Source organism: Halomonas sp. JS92-SW72 (genome assembly GCF_003547075.1).
Classification (GTDB): Bacteria; Pseudomonadota; Gammaproteobacteria; order Pseudomonadales; family Halomonadaceae; genus Halomonas; species Halomonas alkalicola.
Genome location: NZ_CP032147.1, coordinates 916,838 through 935,065, shown reverse-complemented (window position 1 = coordinate 935,065; position 18,228 = coordinate 916,838). Strand labels below are relative to the sequence as shown.

At 70.0% G+C, this 18,228-nt stretch carries 15 protein-coding genes; 5 read left to right on the top strand and 10 right to left on the bottom strand.

Going from position 1 to position 18,228, the window contains the following annotated elements; genetic code table 11:
- Window positions 1–126 precede the first annotated feature (126 nt).
- On the top strand, window positions 127–708 hold the full coding sequence (locus D1793_RS04395; protein WP_119021061.1) for a DUF3833 domain-containing protein: 582 nt from the start codon (window positions 127–129) through the stop codon (window positions 706–708).
- Between the two features lie 44 nt (window positions 709–752).
- Here D1793_RS04395 and D1793_RS04390 read toward each other — a convergent pair whose 3' ends face one another.
- The 4 genes from D1793_RS04390 to gorA all read right to left on the bottom strand — a co-directional run bounded on the left by D1793_RS04390 (window position 753) and on the right by gorA (window position 4,836).
- Window positions 753–1,148 (bottom strand): ectoine synthase, encoded by a 396-nt coding sequence (locus tag D1793_RS04390; RefSeq protein ID WP_119021060.1) that lies wholly within the window; start codon window positions 1,146–1,148, stop codon window positions 753–755.
- Window positions 1,149–1,239: 91 nt separating this feature from the next.
- A complete protein-coding gene (ectB, locus tag D1793_RS04385) occupies window positions 1,240–2,505 on the bottom strand; it encodes a diaminobutyrate--2-oxoglutarate transaminase (protein ID WP_119021059.1) in 1,266 nt (421 codons plus the stop codon).
- 93 nt (window positions 2,506–2,598) lie between these two features.
- The gene (gene ectA / locus D1793_RS04380; RefSeq protein WP_119021058.1) at window positions 2,599–3,177 is read right to left on the bottom strand and encodes a diaminobutyrate acetyltransferase; all 579 of its coding nucleotides are present in this window, start codon (window positions 3,175–3,177) and stop codon (window positions 2,599–2,601) included.
- Window positions 3,178–3,456: 279 nt separating this feature from the next.
- A complete protein-coding gene (gorA, locus tag D1793_RS04375) occupies window positions 3,457–4,836 on the bottom strand; it encodes a glutathione-disulfide reductase (RefSeq protein WP_119021057.1) in 1,380 nt (459 codons plus the stop codon).
- Between the two features lie 164 nt (window positions 4,837–5,000).
- Between gorA and can the strand changes: the two genes are divergently transcribed.
- Window positions 5,001–5,648, top strand: a complete 648-nt coding sequence (can, locus tag D1793_RS04370; protein ID WP_119021056.1) for a carbonate dehydratase — start codon at window positions 5,001–5,003, stop codon at window positions 5,646–5,648.
- Window positions 5,649–5,663: 15 nt separating this feature from the next.
- Here the strand turns inward: can and D1793_RS04365 are convergent, their stop codons facing one another.
- Window positions 5,664–6,149, bottom strand: a complete 486-nt coding sequence (locus tag D1793_RS04365) for a cytochrome c (protein ID WP_205527626.1) — start codon at window positions 6,147–6,149, stop codon at window positions 5,664–5,666.
- 142 nt (window positions 6,150–6,291) lie between these two features.
- On the opposite strand from D1793_RS04365, the gene pepQ reads away from it, so the two are divergent.
- Together pepQ and D1793_RS04355 are read left to right on the top strand one after the other, a co-directional pair.
- Window positions 6,292–7,587: a Xaa-Pro dipeptidase gene (gene pepQ, locus D1793_RS04360; RefSeq protein WP_119021054.1), complete on the top strand. Its 1,296-nt coding sequence runs from the start codon at window positions 6,292–6,294 to the stop codon at window positions 7,585–7,587.
- Between the two features lie 7 nt (window positions 7,588–7,594).
- Window positions 7,595–8,629: a hydrolase gene (locus tag D1793_RS04355; RefSeq protein WP_119021053.1), complete on the top strand. Its 1,035-nt coding sequence runs from the start codon at window positions 7,595–7,597 to the stop codon at window positions 8,627–8,629.
- A gap of 24 nt (window positions 8,630–8,653) precedes the next feature.
- Here the strand turns inward: D1793_RS04355 and msrA are convergent, their stop codons facing one another.
- From msrA to D1793_RS04335, 4 genes are read right to left on the bottom strand one after another with little or no spacing between them, the layout of a single operon-like run.
- On the bottom strand, window positions 8,654–9,184 hold the full coding sequence (gene msrA, locus D1793_RS04350; RefSeq protein WP_240407772.1) for a peptide-methionine (S)-S-oxide reductase MsrA: 531 nt from the start codon (window positions 9,182–9,184) through the stop codon (window positions 8,654–8,656).
- A 24-nt stretch (window positions 9,185–9,208) separates the two neighbouring features.
- Complete coding sequence (locus D1793_RS04345) at window positions 9,209–13,234, bottom strand: translocation/assembly module TamB domain-containing protein (protein WP_240407771.1); 4,026 nt, start codon at window positions 13,232–13,234, stop codon at window positions 9,209–9,211.
- Entirely contained in the window at window positions 13,198–15,075 is a 1,878-nt protein-coding gene (locus D1793_RS04340; protein ID WP_119021051.1) for an autotransporter assembly complex family protein, read from the bottom strand. The genes D1793_RS04345 and D1793_RS04340 overlap by 37 nt, the downstream gene beginning before the upstream one ends.
- Window positions 15,076–15,131: 56 nt before the next feature.
- A complete protein-coding gene (locus D1793_RS04335) occupies window positions 15,132–16,043 on the bottom strand; it encodes a hypothetical protein (RefSeq protein ID WP_119021050.1) in 912 nt (303 codons plus the stop codon).
- Between the two features lie 222 nt (window positions 16,044–16,265).
- On the opposite strand from D1793_RS04335, the gene D1793_RS04330 reads away from it, so the two are divergent.
- Window positions 16,266–16,847 (top strand): Fe-Mn family superoxide dismutase, encoded by a 582-nt coding sequence (locus tag D1793_RS04330; RefSeq protein ID WP_119021049.1) that lies wholly within the window; start codon window positions 16,266–16,268, stop codon window positions 16,845–16,847.
- Between the two features lie 94 nt (window positions 16,848–16,941).
- Here D1793_RS04330 and D1793_RS04325 read toward each other — a convergent pair whose 3' ends face one another.
- On the bottom strand, window positions 16,942–18,225 hold the full coding sequence (locus D1793_RS04325; protein WP_119021048.1) for a nucleotide sugar dehydrogenase: 1,284 nt from the start codon (window positions 18,223–18,225) through the stop codon (window positions 16,942–16,944).
- Window positions 18,226–18,228: the final 3 nt, after the last annotated feature.

Genomic DNA, 18,228 nt, shown 5'->3' with positions numbered 1-18,228 from the left:
TACATTATGCGCACTTCAAGGTGCCGTGAGCGAGGTAGCCGTCTCAACCGGTGTTTCCACTGGCCGCCGGACCTTTCCGGGGCTAGGATGACAATATCTCTACCAATATTATACGAGTAAATATCAATGTATCGAAAAGTCCGCTCTCATTCGCTGGCACTGCTCCTGCTGGCCCTGCCTCTTCTGCTGGCCGGCTGCAGCAGCGTGGATATCGAGCGCTATGCGGGCACGACGCCGGAGCTCGATATCGGCGAGTACTTCGAGGGACGCACCCGGGCCTGGGGCATGGTCCAGGACTATCGCGGCGAGGTGCAGCGGCGCTTCGTGGTCGACATCGACGGCGAGCACGACGGCACCACCCTGGTACTCGACGAGCACTTCGTTTACGACGACGGCGAGACCGACCGCCGGGTCTGGACCTTCGAACGCCAGGGCGACGGCCGCTGGGTGGGCAGCGCCAACGACGTCGAGGGCCCCGTGGCGGCGCGCCAGGCGGGCCACGCCTTCACCATGACCTACCGGCTGCCGGTGGTGGTCTCGGGCCGCGAGATCACCTTCACCATGGAGGACTGGATGTTCCTGCAGCCCGACGGGCGCCTGCTCAACCGCACCGACATGAAGAAGTTCGGCATCACCCTGGCGCGTATCACTATCGTCTTCGAGCGCATAGCTGCTGATGCCCCCAACGATAACGCCCCCGACACCTGAGGTGCCGGGGGCGTCATCGTTCGGTCGGGCGCGCAGGGCCAGGCTCAGCCTTCGTCGGCCGGCGCGTAGGAGCCATCCTCGCGGTGGACCTCCTTGCCGGTCAGGCCCGGCGTGAATACACAGGCGAGGTGCATGGTCTTGTGCGCGCGCAGCAGGTGCTCATCGTGCTGGTCGAGGATATAGATGTCGCCCGGCTTGATCGGCCAGATCTTGCCGTCGGCCAGGGTCTCCACCTCGCCTTCCCCTTCGATGCAGTAGACCGCCTCGAAGTGGTGCTTGTAGTGGATATGGGTCTCGGTACCCTCGTAGATCCGAGTGATATGGAAGGAGCAGTTGCCACCGTCGTCGGCCAGGCTCAGGCGGGTGCTGTCCCAGTTGCCGTTCTCGGCCTTGACCAGGCGGTCGGTCTTGCGGCACTCCTCGAGATTGCGAACGATCATATGATGTCTCCGTAATAGATCCTGTCCGGTCGGGCTCTCTTTCGCCCGACCGCCGGTGTCACCTGCGGGGCTTCCCCCGCAGAGCAGCCTATCAGCTCAGCGCCTGCCGCGCGCTCTCCTCGAGGATGGCCAGGCCCTGCTCCAGATCCTCGTCGGTGATGGTCAGCGGACAGAGACACTTGACCACTTCGCCATCCTGACCGCTGGTCTCGATGACCAGACCGTTCTCAAAGGCCTGGTGGGTGATCTTGTCGGCGATCTCGCCGGTACCCACGTCGATGCCGCGCATCAGGCCGCGGCCACGCACGCTGGCCTCGATCCCCTGGGTGCCAAGCCAGGCGGCGATCTTGGCGAAGCGCTCGGCGACGATCTCGCCCTTGCGCTGGACGTCGCGCTCGAAGGTATCGTCGCGCCAGTAGTGGTTCAGGGCGGCGGCGGCGGTGGTGAAAGCCAGCGCGAAGCCGCGGAAGGTGCCGTTGTACTGGCCCGGCTTCCAGGCGTCGAGCTCCGGGCGCATCAGCACCTGGGCAAACGGCAGGCCGAGGCCCGAGAGGGACTTGGAGTTGGTGACGATGTCCGGCACCACGCCGGCGTGCTCGAAGCTGAAGAACTTGCCGGTGCGGCCGCAGCCCGCCTGGATGTCGTCGACGATCAGCAGGATGTCGTGGGCCTGGCAGATCTGCTCCAGGCGCTTGAGCCATTCGGGGCTGCAGGCGTTGATACCGCCCTCCCCCTGCACGGTCTCGACGATCACGCCGGCCGGCACGTCAAGGCCGCCGGACTTGTCGCTGAGCAGCTTCTCGAAGTAATTCAGGGTGTCGGTGCCGTCACCCAGGTAGCCATCGTAGGGCAGGAAGGTGCCGCCCACGGTGGGCACGCCGCCGGTGGCCTCGCGGAACTTGCGGTTGCCGGTGGTGGCCAGCGCCCCCATGGTCACGCCGTGGAAGCCGTTGGTGAAGGTGACGATGTTGTGGCGACCCTTGGCGTTGCGCGCCAGGCGGATGGCCGCCTCGACGGCGTTGGTGCCGGTGGGCCCGGGGAACTGCACCTTGTAGTCCAGCCCGCGGGGCTTGAGGATCACCTCCTCCAGGGTCTCGAGGTAGTGGCGCTTGGCTTCGGTCCAGAAGTCCAGGCCGTGGATGATGTTGTCCTCGGCCAGGTAGTCGAGCAGCGCCTGCTTGATCTGGGGATTGTTGTGTCCGTAGTTGAGGGTACCGGCACCGGCCAGGAAGTCGATGTACTCGCGGCCATTCTCGTCGGTGAGACGCGCATTCCTGGCCCGGGTGAAGACCACCGGGAAGGAGCGTGAGTAGGTCCGGACTTCGGATTCCATGCGTTCGAGGATCTGGGTCTGCATTGGCGACCTCCTGTCGGTAGGTGAGTAGCGGGGAAAAAAGGCGTGCGCATGCCGTGACCGGTCACGGGACCGGTCAGGCGTCACGATGGGGGGTCAGATGCGATCGGTCTGGAAGGGGCCGATGCGCACCAGGTTCTCCGGGTCGTGCTCCCCGCCGAGCTGGTCGGTGGAGAAGTACTCGCGGCTGTTGAGCGGCGCCTGCCAGCGATCGGCGAGGCGGCGGAACAGCCCCCAGGAGGCCTGGTTGTCGGGGGTGATGGTGGTCTCGAGGTGATGCACCTCGGCCAGTTCGGGGCGTGACATGACGGCCTCAACCAGGCGGCGGGCCAGCCCGGTGCCTCGGGCCTTCTCGCCCACCGCTACCTGCCACAGAAAGTAGGTGTCCGGGGCGTTGCTCTTCACGTAGCCGGAGACGAAGCCGACGATCTCGCCCTCCTCGTTGGTGGCCACCGCGCAGCTATCGCGGAACTGGGTGGCCAGCAGCAGGTAGGCATAGGCGGAGTTGACGTCCAGCGGGGGACAGGACTTGACCAGCTCGTAGATGCCCCAGCCGTCATCGGGGTTGGGCTTACGGATGAAGAGCGAGGTGCTCTCGGCGCCGACCACGGCATCGGCCACGCTCGGGCGGGCCAGGTCGGCGGAGGGAGTGAAGGGCTCGGTTGTTGTCATCATGGGCAGGTTCGCTGTGCGAATTTGGAAAGGATTATACCAGCGCCGGGCGATAATTCAAATCTGGAGTTATTTTCCATGCCATTATCTATAACGAAAAATTATGCAATGCGCGCTGCCGGCAGCGAAACCGCCTGCCGGGGCCAGAGGGGCCGTGCCTTTCCGCCTGTTGCGCCCTCCTCCTCTGCAGTCTAGTTCAGCCCGCTGTGTCCGGGGCCGCCACCCAAACGCCATCGGGCCACCCGAAGGTGGCCCGATGGTGGGGTGCCGCAGGGAGAAGGCTCAGCGCCGCGTCGGCGTGCGCAGGGTGACGAACTCCTCGGCCCCGGTGGGGTGGATGCCCACGGTGGCGTCGAAATCGGCCTTGGTGAGGCCCGCCCGCACGGCGATGGCGATGCCCTGGATCACCTCCCCGGCCTCCTCGCCCACCATATGGGCGCCCACCACCACGTCGCTTTCGTCATCCACCACCAGCTTCATCAGGCAGCGCTCTTGGCTCCCCGAGAGGGTGTGCTTCATGGGGCGGAAGTCGGTGACGTAGACGCGGATCTCGCCGCACTGCTCGCGGGCCTGCTCCTCGGAGAGCCCCACGGTGCCGATGTTAGGATGGCAAAACACCGCGGTGGCAATGTTGCGGTAGTCCAGGGGGGCCGCCGGCGGGGTGTCGCCGAAGTGGTGGGCCACCAGGTGCATGGCCTCGGCCAGGGCCACCGGGGTCAGTTCGAGGCCGCCGGTGACGTCACCAAGTGCCAAGATCGAGGGCACCGAGCTCTCGAAGCGGTCGTTGACCCTCACGTGACCGCTCTCGGTGAGTTCGACCCCCAGGGCATCGAGGCCGAGCCCCGCCAGGTGCGGTCGGCGACCGGTGGCGGCCAGCACAGCGTCCACCTCCAGCACCTCGCCGTTGGTCAGGGTCACCGCCAGGCCGCCTTCGCTGCGCTCGATGCGCTCGATATTGGCCTCAAAGTGCAGGTTGACTCCCTTGGCGGCCATCTGGTCGCGGGTGAACTCACGCACCTGCTGGTCGAAGCCGCGCAGGAACAGCTCCCCGCGGTAGACCAGATGGGTCTGGCTGCCCAGGCCGTTGAAGATGCTGGCAAACTCCACGGCGATGTAGCCGCCCCCCAGCACCAGGAAGCGCTCGGGGAAGGCATCGAGATCGAACACCTCGTTGGAGGTCAGGGCCAGGTCGCTGCCCGGAAACTCCGGCACGAAGGGCCAGCCGCCCACAGCGACCAGGATCTTCTCGGCACGGTGGGTCTCGCCGGCCACCTCGACGGTGTGGGCATCGAGGATCCGGGCACGCCCGTTGATCAGGCGGACCCCGGCACCCTCCAGCAGGCGTCCGTAGATGCCGTTGAGGCGCTTGATCTCGCCGACCTTGTTGTCGCGCAGGGTCGCCCAGTCGAACCGCGGCGCCTCGCCGAGCTGCCAGCCGAAGCCGGCGGCGTCCTCGAAGGCGTCGTGGAAGTGGGCGGCGTAGGAGTAGAGCTTCTTGGGCACGCAGCCCACGTTTACGCAGGTGCCGCCGAGATAGCGATCCTCGGCCACGGCGACCCGGGCACCGGTGGCCGCGGCGGTACGTGCCGCCCGCACGCCGCCGGAGCCGGCGCCGATGACGAAGAGGTCCCAGTGGTAGAGGGAGTCGGTAGGCTCGGACACGAGATTCTCCTGTTGCTTGGGGCTCTGGGCCCGATACGTCGTGGCGCCATGATAGCAGTCGGACCCCGGCCCCGGCAGGCGGCGATTTGACCCAGTGCGTCTCTACCGGGTAAAAACCCTCGCCAACGGTCGCACGGCCCCCGCCCCTTGATTAGAGCCCCGCCATGAAGAAGGAAATCCACGGCCTGCTGGAAAACAACCGCCTCTGGGCCGAGAAGGTCTGCCGCGACGATCCGGAGTTCTTTGCCCGCCTCTCCCGGCAGCAGAACCCCGACTACCTGTGGATCGGCTGCTCCGACAGCCGCGTGCCGGCCAACCAGATCATCTCGCTGCCGCCGGGCGAGGTCTTCGTGCACCGCAACGTCGCCAACCTGGTGCACCACAACGACCTCAATGCCCTCTCGGTGTTGCAGTATGCCGTCGAGGTGTTGGGCGTCTCCCATATTATGGTGGTCGGCCACTACGGATGCGGGGGGGTGCGGGCGGCGGTCACCGGCGGCGACCATGGCATGGTGGATATCTGGTTGCACACGGTGCGCGAGCTCTACAGCTGTCACAGCGACGCCCTCGCTTCCCTGCCTCTGGATGCGCAGGTGGACCGCATGTGCGAACTCAATGTCGAGGCCCAGGTGCTCAACCTGTGCCGAACCAAGATCGTCCAGCACGCCTGGCAGCGCGGCCAGGAGGTCTCGGTGCACGGCTGGGTCTACGGGCTAGCAGACGGTCGGGTCAAGGACCTGGGCTGCAGCATCTCCGGCCTCGACCAGGTCGAGACCCTGTACCACATCCAGGGTCTCTCCCCGGCCAGCTAGGTGGCTCTCGGTCGGCTAGTAGCGGTAGCGGCGGTGGCAGCTGCGGCAGGTCAGGCTGAGATCGGATAGCTCCCGGGTCGCCAGGCGGTAGTCCTCCGCCTCGGCGGCCTCGCGCAGGGCCGCGACCCGCTCCTCCAGGGCCGCGAACCCCGCCTCGAACTCCTCCCACTCCTCCCAGATGCGCGCGCGGGCCTCGGAGCCCCGTCCGTGGCTGCCCTCGATGAAGGCGGGCAGCAGGTGTTCGCCGCTGGCGACCTCGGCGAGTTCCGCCAGGCGCGGCTCGGCGCCGCGGGCGTCCCGATTGTTGACCAGGTCGAAGCGCAGCTGGCGCACCAGGCGCTCGATGCCCTTGAGCTCCTCGCGGCGCCAGGTGACGGCCTCGCGCGGATCCTCGAAGCGGGGCCCCTCCCCGTTCGGCGACTCGGCCTGCAGTGGACCGGCCAGCGCCAGGGTTACGCCTGTCGCCAGGACGGCCATCACCGATTTCCGCAGCATCAGCATCTCGATCCTCCCCGTGTGACTCATGCGCTGCGCATGATGCCAGCCGAACCGAGCCCTGTCTGCCCTGCCCGTCATACCTAAGGAGGGCTACAATGCGACCAGTCAGCGCATCGGCTCACCCACCCGCCAGGATTCCGACCCCATGACCGAACGTGATCGCCAGCAGCACGCTCATCTGATCGCCCTGACCCAGGCCTACGCCGAGGTGCTGGCGGCCCAGGGGTTCGACGGCGTGCTGCTCTACAGCGGCCGGCCGGCCCGCCATTTCGGCGATGACCAGCATGCCAGCTTCGCCGCCTACGGCCACTTCGTGCACTGGACCGGCCAGGCGCAGCTGGCCCATAGCTGGCTGCTGATCCGCCCGGGCGAGCCGCCGTCCCTCTATCTGCATGCCCCTCAGGATTTCTGGCACCTCCCCGCCGAGTTGCCCGAGGAGCCCTGGGTCGCGAACTTGCGGGTGGTACGGCGAGATACGACCGAGGCCCCGGGGCTGCCCCCCGGGCGTTTCGCGGTGCTGGGGGATCTCGACAACGGGGTAGCAAGGGCGCTGGGCGCCGAAGCCAATCCCCCGGGCCTCGTGGCCGCGCTCGACGAGCGCCGGGTACGCAAGAGCGACTACGAGGTGAGCTGCCTGCGCGAGGCCAACCGCCGCGCCCTGGCCGGCCACCTGGCCGCGCGGGAGGCGTTCGAGGCAGGCGGCGCCGAGCTCGATATCCAGCTGGCGTACCTGGCCGCGGCCCGCCAGCGCGAGAGCGAGCTGCCCTACCCCAACATCGTCGGGCTCAACGCCCACGCCGGGGTGCTCCACTACCAGCACTACGACACGGCGCCGCCACCGGTCCGGTACAGCCTGCTGCTGGATGGCGGCAGGCGCTACCGGGGCTACTGCGCCGACATCACCCGCACCTGGGCCGGCCCCGCGGCGGCGCCCGAGTTCGCGCCGCTGATCGAGGGCGTCACCGCGCTGCAGCAGCGGCTGATCGCCGGGCTCGCGCCCGGGGTGAGCTACGCGGGCCTGCACGCGCGGATGCACGAGGAGCTCGCGGCACTGCTGGTGTCCCACGGCCTGGTGGCGGCCTCGCCCGAGGCAGTGCTGGCGAGCGGCCTGACCCGCGCCTTCTGCCCCCATGGGCTCGGCCACCTGCTCGGCGTGCAGGTCCACGACGTGGCCGGCCGGGTGAGTGCCGACGGTGAGCCACTGCCGCCCCCCGCCGAGCACTCGGCGCTGCGCCTCACCCGGGAACTGGAAGCCGGCATGGTGGTCACCATGGAGCCGGGGCTCTATGTCATCCCCATGCTGCTGGAGGCCCATCGCCACCGGACCGAGGTGAACTGGGGACGGGTGGAGCGCCTGGCGGACCACGGTGGCATCCGCATCGAGGACAACGTGCTGGTGACCGCCGAGGGCCCGGACAACCTCACTCCCCAGGAGGCGTGAGCCCGCCATGACCGGTCAGCTGCATCGCGCCGACTTCGTCCCTCCCGCGGGGCTGGCCAACCGCCACGTCCAGACCCTGCTGCCCCGCCTGCTGCCGCGGCGCCATCTGCCGCATCGCTGGGAGACCCTGACGCTGCCGGATGGCGACTTCGTGGAGCTGGCCTGGGTGGCGCCGGGTCCCACGGCCCCGGACGCGCCTCTGTTCCTGCTCTTCCACGGCCTGGAGGGCTCCTTCGATTCCCCCTATGCCCGCGAGCTACTGGCCGCGGCCGATGCCCTGGGCTGGCGGGCGGTGCTGATGCACTTCCGCGGCTGCGGCCGCCGGCCCAACCGGCTGTCGCGGGCCTACCACAGCGGCGACACCGCCGACGCCTACTGGCTGATCGGCCAGCTGGCCCACCGCTACCCCCGCGCCCTCAAGGTGGCCGCGGGTGTCTCGCTGGGCGCCAACATGCTGGTCAAGCTGGTGGCCGAACAGGGGGGCGACGGCCTCGACCTGGCCGGCGCCATTGCCATCAGCGCCCCGCTGGATCTCGCCGCCAGCGCCGACTGCCTGCAGCGCGGGTTCGCCCGGGTCTACGAGCGCCACCTGCTCGCCTCGCTAAAGGCCAAGACCGCCGGCCGGCTGAGTGACTTCCCGCTGGCGCTCGATGGTGAGCGACTCGGGCGGCTGCGCACCCTGCGCGACTATGACGACGCCGTGACTGCGCCGCTGCACGGGTTCCGCGACGCGGCGGACTACTACCGCCGCGCCTCGGCGGGCCGCTGGCTCGGCGAGCTGGAGTTGCCGACCCTGATCCTGCATGCCGAGGATGATCCCTTCATGCCCGGGGACCTGTTCGAGCGGCTGCCGCCCCCGGGGGCGGCGGTGCGGGTCGAGCTGGCCCGCCAGGGTGGCCACGTGGGCTTCATGGAGTGGCGCGAGGGGCGACTGCGCTCCTGGCTGGCGCGCCGGGTGAGTCGCCAGCTCGAGGACTGGGCGCCGACCTTCGCCGGCCGGCCTCGTCGCCTGGCCGCCGAGAGCGAACCCCCCGGTCGCTGAGGGCTACCCTCGGCGCCGTGGCCCTCAGCCCTTGAGCCGGTGGCCGAAGTGCTGTGCCAGCTTGTGACGCTTGGGGGGAATCACGTACTGGCAATAGGCATTGCCGGGGTTCTTCGTGAAGTAGTCCTGGTGATAGGCCTCGGCGGCATGGAACACCGCCAGGGGGGCCACCTCGGTGACGATGGGGGCCGCGTAGTCGACCGCCAGCGCATCGATCATCTCCCGCGCCTCCCTGGCCTGGTCCTCGTCCAGGGTGTAGATCGCCGAGCGGTACTGGGTACCCACGTCATTGCCCTGGCGGTTTGGCGTCGTGGGGTCATGCAGGGCGAAGAAGATCGTCAGCAGGTCGCGAAATCCGATCACCGCCGGGTCATAGGTCAGCTCGACCACCTCGGCGTGGCCGGTGGTGCCGCGGCAGACCGCCTCGTAGGTCGGCGCCGGGTCATCGCCCCCGGCATAGCCGCACACCACCTGCTCCACGCCCTCCACCAGGCGGAAGCTGGCATCCAGGCACCAGAAGCAGCCGCCGCCCAGCACGCAGGTCTTCATCGCCATCGTCTCGTCCCTCCCGGGTTGTCGCTATCGGTCTTGCTCGGTGATCCTCGGCGGCTTGCCGGGACGGCTGAAGGCGTAGACCAGGTCCACCGCCTGTGCCGCCCCGGAGACCGCCTGCAGGTAGAGATTGCGCCACAGGGTATAGCGTAGCGTCAGCTCGGCGATCGGCGAGAAGACCCCGACCCCGTAGCTGATGCGCAGGTCATCGGTGAGCTGCCCGGCCACCACCACCTGGCTCTCCTCGCCGGTGCCGGCGGTCTCCAGGGCGAGATCGGAGATGCCGAAGGCCTCGCCGATGGCGCCCACGGCGCCGCCGGTCTGGCCAAGGGTCAGGCCGATCAAGGCCTGGGTCAGGGCGCCGTCGGTATCGCCGCCGTCCGGGGCGCGTCCGCGCAACAGGTAGGAGAGCGCCCGCGCCTCGTCCATGGCCGGCTCGGAGAAGACCCTCAGCTGCGGCTCCGCGGCGGTGCCGGTGACGCGCAGCCCGGCGATCACGCCGTCCTGGGTGACGTTGGGGTTGCGGATCGCCTCGAAGCTGAGCAGCGGCTGGTCCGGCGGGCCGCTGAACAGCAGCTGCCCCTCGCGAATCAGCAGGTCCTGGCCGTAGGCCCGGAAGCGGCCATCCACCAGGCTGACATCGCCGAACAGCTGCACCGGCCCGCTCTGCTGGCGTACCTCCAGGGTGCCGGAGAGGCCGGACTCCAGGCCATAGGCCGACAGCTGCATGTCGGGGCCCAGGCGCAGGTTCAGCTGTACATCGACCGCCATGCCGGCCCGGGCCAGGGCCTCGGCGGCCTCCTCACCGGGTTCGCCCGCGGCCGCCTCGGCGGCCCGCTGGGCCTGGCGTTGCGCGCGCTCCTCGTCGCGGCGGGTGATGATGATCTCGTCCGGGCTCGGCGACACGGCGGAGGGCGGCAGCTCGCCCACCTCCAGGCGCGCCCAGGGCACCCGCACCTCGCCGCGCACCTGCAGCAGCGAGGGCGTCACCAGCACGGTCATGTCCGGAGCCAGGCGCAGGCGGCCGAAGGCCGGCAGTACCGCCAGCAGCGGCTGGTCGCGGCCATCCAGGGCGATGCTGATGCGCCAGTCGTCGGCGCTGGGCCAGGCGGCATCGCCGCGAATGGCCAGGCGCCCCTCCTCGGCGGCGATGAAGCCGTCGATGCGGCCCTGGTCGCCGCTGAGCGTGATCGCCACCTCCCCGTCGCGCACCTCCACCGGCACATCGGCCCCGCGCAGGCGCAGCCCGGCCAGGTCGATGCGACCGTCCAGGGAGGGCACCTGGGTGGTGCCGGTGATGGCCACCTGGCCATTCAGGCGCCCCTCCAGGGTCTCCATCCCCGCCACCAGGGTGCGATAGCGATCGAGGCGCAGGTCGTCCAGGCGCAGCTGGCCGTCGAGTCGTCCCGCCCCCGCCGGATCCTCGATGGTCAGCGCCAGGCTCACCTGCCCCGCCTCGGCCACGTTCAGGTCGAGCTCCACCTCGGCCCGCGCCTGGGTGGCGGAGACCCGAGCCGCCAGGCGTGAGGCCGGCAGCGACCAGGGCTGGCCGTAGGCATCGAGCCCCTCGACGGCCAGGTCGCTCTCAAGGCGCAGGTCGGCCTGCCAGGCGCTCCCGCCCTGGCGCCACTCAGCCACCAGGTCGAGCTCGCTTCCGCCCTCGAGAGTCCACTCCTCCGGCACCCACTCGTCGAGCAGCGACATGGGCAGGTCACGCAGGCTCAGCGCGGCGCGCCCGCGGTCGGCAGAGGCCTCGAGCGTCTCGACGAGGCAGAGTTCGCCGCCCTGCTCGCGACGCAGGCAGAAGGGCTCGGCTCTGACGCTGCCGGTGGGCAGGTTGGCCTCGAAGGCGATCGCCTCCTCCAGGTGGATGTCGCCGAACTCGGTATCGACCTCCAGCGGTGTGAGCGCGCCGCGATAGCGTTCCCGGGCCTCATCGAGCCCGCCCTCGAGGGCGAGGGCCGCACGCGACAGGGGCATGCCGCGACCGGCCTGGGCCGCCACGGTCAGGCGATGGTCGGAGAGGCGGCCGTCGAGCCCCAGGGTGATCTCGCTGAAGCGCTGGCCGGCGGCGTTGAGGCGCTCGAGCTCGAGGCTCACGTCGAGGGCCGGGTCCTCGATGCCGCTGATATCGGCGCTCAGGCGCAGCGAGTCCACCCGATGCTGGGCGAAGGCCAGGTCGTCGCCGCCGAGCTCGAGGTCGAGCTGGGGCGCCTCGAGGCTGCCACCGGCGGCGAAGCGCCCGGCCAGGGTGCCGGAGAGCTCGTCGTGGAGGCTCCCGAGGTCAGGCATGTCCAGCTCGCCGGCCAGGTCGATGAGGGCCTCGCTGACCCGGCCGGCGGCATTGAGGCGATTCGCCCCCTGACGGAAGTCGAGGGTGTCGATCTCCCAGCGCATGTCGCTGTTGCCGCTCAGGCGGGCGTCGAGGGCCAGCGGCAGCTCCTGGAGCACGCCGCTGATGGAGAGGGTCGGGATGGCCAGCTGCCAGCCCTCTGCCGACTGGGTGAAGCTCGCCACGATGTCGCCGTCGAGGCGCCCGTCGAGCCCCTCCACGAAGCGCCCGGGCTCCACGCGATCCAGGCGCGCCACGGCCTCCACCGCCAGCTCCTCGGCCCAGTCGACGCGTCCGCGGGTCACCAGGGAGCCGCCGGCGAGGCTGATCGAGAGCGGGGTCCAGGCGAAGTGCTCGAGATCGCCGCTGCCGACCAACGCCACCCGGGTGAAGGGGACCTCGGGGCCCTCCACCATCAGCGAGGCGGCCAGCCGGTAGTCGGTCAGGCGGCCCTCGGCGCGCAGCGTCAGCTCCTCCACCAGCCAGGGCTCGGGGGCGGCCTCCTCCTCCTCCGGCATGGCGCCGGGCAGCGGCCACTGCACCAGGTCGCTGGCCAGGGAGGCGCTGAAGGGCAGCGTCGGCTCCAGCGCATCCAGGCGCGCATCCAGGGCGGCGTTGACCGGCCCCTCCAGCTGCAGCCGCACCAGCAGGTCGGCCAGGCTGCCGTCCAGGGCCAGGTCGATGCGCTGACCGGCAAGCTCGGGAAGGCGGTCCGGCAACCACAGGGCGCTCTGCAGCCGCGCCTCGAGCGGGTAGTCGTCGCGCAGCGAGACGCGCGCCTGGAGGCGGGCATCGGCGTCGCGGCTGCTCACCTCCAGGGGGTGGAGCTCCACGTCGTGCCCACTGGCGGAGAGCGTCAGGGCCAGGCGCCGTATGCCGTACTCCACGGCGCCTTCCACGGCGCTGTCCTCCACCAGCAGCTCCGGGACCTCCAGGCGCAGCGGCAGGTGGATCTCGGGCAGCCCGCGGCGGGGCTGCTCGGCGAGCGGCGTGGCGGCGAGCCCCTCGAGCTCCGCGGCCACTTCCGCCGGCAGCGGCGAGCGCACGGCGATGGCGGCATCGATAGCGGCGGCGGCGATGCGCGGTCCCTCGTGCTCGGCCTCGCTCAGGGCGAGCCGGGCGCCCGGCGACAGGGGCAGCAGCAGCCGCATGCCGGCCAGGCGCGTGGGGCGCAGGGTGACGCTCTGCTCCTCGGCCAGCGCCCCGCTGGTGAAGGTGTCCCAGCGCAGCCGGGTGCCGTCGGCCAGCATCACCTCCACATCATTGAAGGCCAGGGTGCGCAGCTCCACCGGAAACGGCAGGCGGATCTCATCCAGAGGCTCGCCGGGGGGCGCCGGGTCGTCATCGCCCTCCTCGCCCTCCCCGACCCGGATGCGGGCGCCGTCCACCGCCAGGGTGTCCAGGCAGAGCCGACCCTGCAGCAGGCAGTCGTCGGCCCAGGCGAGCTCGAGGCGCTCGAGCGCCACGCGTGCCGGACCGGCCTCGAGCTTGAACCCGTGCAGCACCAGGCGATCGAGCGGCGCGCCCTCATGGCTCTCCAGCTGGTAGAAACCCTGGCGCGCCCCGGCATCCAGCAGCAGCCCCGTGCCCCAGGGGGAGAGCGCCAGGCCCAGGGCCAGGACGGCAAGCCCCAGCAGGGTGAGCGGGAGCACGATCAGCAGGCGAATCAGGGCCCAGAGCAGGCTCAGAACTCTGGACCGATGGCGAAGTGGATGCGCCACGCATTGTCCTCGTCGTCGAAGGGGTGAGCGATGTCGAAACGGATCGGGCCCACCGGAGAGATCCAGCGGACGCCGAGGCCGGCACCGGTGTTGAGGTCATCGGGACCCCACTCCTCGAAGGCGTCGCCGGTGTCGACGAAGGCGGCGCCCCACCAGTCGCCGGTCAGCCGTCGCTGCAGCTCCACGCTGGCGGTCAACAGCTGCTGGCCACCGGTCAGCTTGCCCTCCTCGTTGCGGGGCGAGAGGCTCTCGTAGCCATAGCCGCGCACGCTGCGGTCACCGCCGGCGAAGAAGCGCAGTGAGGGGGGGATCTTGCTGAAGTCATCGGTCTCGATGGCGCCGATGCCCATGCCGGTCACCAGGCGCATGTCGTCGCCGAACAGGCGGATCCACTGGGTCTCACCGGTCATGCGCAGGAAGTCGGCGTCGGAGCCCCAGGCGCCGTCGGAGACCTCGAAGGCGATGCGCTGGCGATCCCCCCAGGTGGGGAAGGTGGGATTTCGGGTCCGGGTCCGGGACCAGCTGACGCCAGGGTAGAGGATCACCACCTGCTCGTCGTCGCCGCCCTGGGTGAAGTCCTCGAAGGTGCTGCGCACGTAGATCGTCTGCACCCAGCGGTTTTCGAACTCCCAGCGCCGCGCGCCCTCGAGGGTCGCCTCCAGCGAGCGGGTATCCTTGTTGTCGCGATGGCGAAAGCCGTACTGGAAGCGGTAGCTGTCGCGCAGCGGATCATCCAGCGGCATGCTGTAGACCCCGGAGAAGCGCTGCTCCGGCGCGGAGATGAAGAGGTCGTGATCCAGCCCATGGCCATAGCGGTTGATCCACGGCTGGTCCCAGGAGAAGCGCAGCCGAGGCCCCACGTCGGTGGCGAAGCCCACCCCCACCTCGAACTGGTGACGATCGGCCGGAGTGAGGGTGACGTCGACCGGCACCTCGGGGGGGCCGCGACGCCCGACCGCGGCGGCTGCGTCCACCGCGGCCATGGTCAAGGTCGGCGTGTCGACCTCAGAGGGCGAGGCCTCGAGCTCGCCCCACCAGCCGTCGGCCTCGGCTGCCGCGGCGTTGGCGTCGGCGTCGCGAAACAGCGCCTGGCCCTCGATCAGCCGCGGGCGCACAGTGATCGAGCCGAACCAGCGGGTCTGGCCGAGGCGCTGGTTGTAGCGAGCCAGCTCGCCGGCCAGGTAGGGGTCTCCGGGGGCGAAGGTCAGCATGTTGCGCAGGCGCTCGGGCTCGATATGGCTGCCGCTCAGGGTAACGTTGCCGAAGCGATAGCGGGGCCCGCTGTCCAGGGCGAGATAGAGCCGCGCGCTCTCGGCGAAGGGACGTACCTCCATGCGGCGGTCGGTGAAGCGCCAGTCGAAGTAGCCCCGCTCCAGGGAGAGGTTGGCCAGCCGGGCCCGCAGGCGGTCGTACGGGGCGTGCACCAGGGGGTCGCCCACGGCCAGGGGAAAGGCGTCGATGGCTTCCTGGAAGGGCGGGTCCTCGCGGGCATCGCCGGCCAGGCGAAAGGAGAGGTGCTCGATGGTGACGCGGGGGCCGGGATCGATGGCCAGCTCGACGTGGCGCGGTGGGTCGCGCTCGTCGAGGCGCAGCCGGATATCGGGCTCGTAGTAGCCGTAGACCCGCATCGCCTCGCGGGTACGGCGCTGGGCCTCGCCCTCGACCCGCGCGCGGCTGAACTGCTCGGGATCCAGCCCGTCCAGATAGTGGCGGATATTCTCGGCCACGTTGCCGTCGATGCCGTCGATGCGTACATCCAGGGCGAGGGCCCAGCCCGGCATCAGGGCAAGGGTCGCCACCAGAGTCGCGGTTCCCAGGCGTTTTCCCACATGATCTCCCATCTCTCGACGCCTTCGCTCCATGCGACTCGTTGTCCCGCCCCCATGGCAGGTCGCCATCAGGGACGCAGGGCCTCCAGGCGCGCACTCAGCGCAAGCTGGCTGCGCCGCAGCTCCCCGACCTCCACCGCCAGGGCTGCGAGGCGTGCCGCCAGGACTTCCTGAGCGCTGCCCTCATCATCCCTTGCCGCGGCGAGGGCTTCAACCTCTCCCTCCAGTGCGGCCAGCCGCTCTTCGAGGCTCAGACGCTCGCGCTCGGCGCCCTCCTCGGACTCGATGAGGCGCTCGGCCAGGGCCTGCTGGTCGGCCTCTAGGCGCGCCACGGCCTCGTCCTGGCCGCTCTCCACGGCAAGCTGGCCAAGCCGCTCGTCCAGCGCGTCCAGGCGCCGGCGCTCGCTGGCCTGGGCCTCGGCCAGGCCGTCCAGCTGGCCGCGCTGGGCCTCGAGGGCATCGCCCAGGGCGGCCCGCCCCTCGGCGCCGGCGCGCTCCAGGGCATCCAGGGAGAGCTGGGTCGCCGCCAGCATCGCCTCCCGGGTGGCGGCGGCCTCGGCAATCCGTACCAGGCGCTGCTGGAGGGCGTCGTGGCGGACCTCCTGGGCCTCCAGCCCCGCGGCAAGGTCCTCCTCGAGCACCGCCAGCAGCCCGTCGTGGGCCTCGTCGCGGCGCTCGAGCGCCATCAGGCGTGCCTCGATGTCGGTGAGCGCATCGCCCTCACCGAGGGCCGCGTCGAAGCGCGCATGGACATTGGAGAGCTCCCCGGTGAGCCGGGCCAGTTCGGCATCGAGGCGCGCGCGCTCCTCCCAGGCCAGATAGCCCGCCCCGCCCACTGCGGCGGCCAGCCCCAGGACCAGCAGCCACAGCGGCCATACCCTGGGCGGCGGCGGTCCCCGATGGCGCCGGGAGGCCAGGCTGGCCTCGGGATCGGGCACGATGGAGGCGGCATGACGGCGGTCTTCATGGCGATCAGCCATGGTCAACTCCTTCTCTGGCGGTGGGCGGGGGGCACAATTGGCGCCCCCTGCGACGGGTGCTATGATGCCGCGGCACCCTGTACAGCGTCGCCGTAGTGTAAGGTTTTTTTGCCCCACGGCGCACGGGGTCCGGCCAACGGAGCGGCCCCCTTGAAGTCCAGGCAAGGAATACCCACCATGGACGACCGCTGTGACTCATTGTGACGACCGAGGAGAACCTGAATGGCATTTGAACTGCCCGCCCTGCCGTACGACAAGAACGCTCTGGAGCCGCACATCTCCGCCGAGACCCTCGAGTACCACTACGGCAAGCACCATCAGGCCTACGTGACCAAGCTCAACGAGCTGACCGAAGGCACCGCTGATGCCAGCAAGTCTCTGGAAGAGATCATCAAGTCCTCCTCCGGCGGCCTCTTCAACCAGGCGGCCCAGGTGTGGAACCACACCTTCTACTGGCACTGCCTGGCGCCCAACGGCGGCGGTGAGCCCTCAGGCGCCCTGGCCGACGCCATCAACGCCAAGTTCGGCTCCTTCGCGAAGTTCAAGGAGACCTTCAACGCCAACGCCGTGGCCAACTTCGGCTCCGGCTGGACCTGGCTGATCAAGACCGAGGACGGCGGCGTCGACATCGTCAACACCAGCAACGCCGACACCCCGATCGCCCATGGCCAGACCCCGCTGATGACCATCGACGTGTGGGAGCATGCCTACTACATTGACTACCGCAACGCCCGCCCGAAGTACCTGGAGAGCGTGTGGAACGTGCTGAACTGGGAGTTCGTCGCCCAGAACTTCGCCGGCTGATCGGCAGGCGCGTCAGGCGTCTCTGACGCCCGACAGAGACGAGCGGCCCCGCCATTGGCGGGGCCGCTTGCTGTGGAGGGAATGCCCGAGGCGCTCAGGGGTCAGCGCGACGGCCGATGCCCCGATAGTGAAGGCCCTGGGCGGCCACCCAGCCCGGGTCGAAGATGTTGCGGCCATCCAGCACCAGGCCATCTCCCAGCAGGCCGGCGAGCCGTTCCCAGTCGGGGTTCCAGTAGGCCTTCCATTCGGTCACCAGCATCAGCGCGCAGGCGCCCTCGCAGGCGACGTGGGGGTCGCCATCGAACACCTCCAGCAGCGGCTGCTCGCCCACCTCCTCCAGCAGTGCTGGAATCGCCGCGGGATCGTGGAGCCGGACCCGCACCCCCTCCGCCCACAGCGCCCGCAGCAGGCGCAGCACCGGGGCATGGTCGATGCGCGCCGTGCCGGGCTTGAACGCCGCCCCCCAGATGGCCACGGTGCGCCCCTCGAGGCGGCCATGGAAGTGGGACCACAGCTTGCGGAACAGCGTCTCCTTCTTGTGCTCGTTGATGTCGAGCACCTGCTCGAGCAGCGCCGAGCGCCGCCCGCTGGCGGACTGGACGTCGGCCAGGCGCATCAGGTCCCGGGAGAAGTTGGGGCCGCCGAAGCCGCAGCCGGGGTAGAGATACTCGTAGCCGATGCGGGAATCCGCCCCCATGCCTCGGCGCACGTACTCGACATCGACGCCCAGGCTGTCGGCCAGGCCGGCCATCTCGTTCATGTAGCTGATACGGGTGGCCAGCATGCCGTTGATGGCGAACTTGGTGAGCTCGGCGGCGCGGCGCGGCATGCGCTGGATCACCTCGCTGCGGCGGTTGAAGGCCCGCAGCAGCTCACGCATCTGCGCCTCGGCGGCGGCATCGTCGCTGCCGAGCAGCCAGCGTCCTGGGCGCGTGAAGGTGTCCCAGGCGCGCCCCTCCTCCAGCAGGTCCGGCAGGGAGACCGTCCGGCCGCGGCCGTCGAGCTGGGCCTCCAGGCGCTCGGTCTCGCCCACCGGGAAGGTGGAGTTGTTGACCACTAGGGTCGCGGCGCCGCCGGCAAGGGCGGCCAGCAGCGGGGCCAGGTCGCCGCGCTGCCCGGGGGCGACAGCCAGCCAGAGCACCTCCTGGTCGGCGGGGCGCGCCGCCTCGAGGGACTCGACGAGGCGCAGGCTGCCGCCCTGGCGGCTCTCCTCCAGCTGGGCCAGCAGCCGAGGCTCACGGCGCAGCCAGTCGGCGTGCTCGAGTTCTGCCCAGGGCGTCTCGGGATGGGGCAGCCAGGTGACGCGATGGCCCACCGAGGAGAGCGCGGCGGCGGCGGTGGCCGCGGCCAGTTCACTGCCGTGGATCAGCACACGCATGGC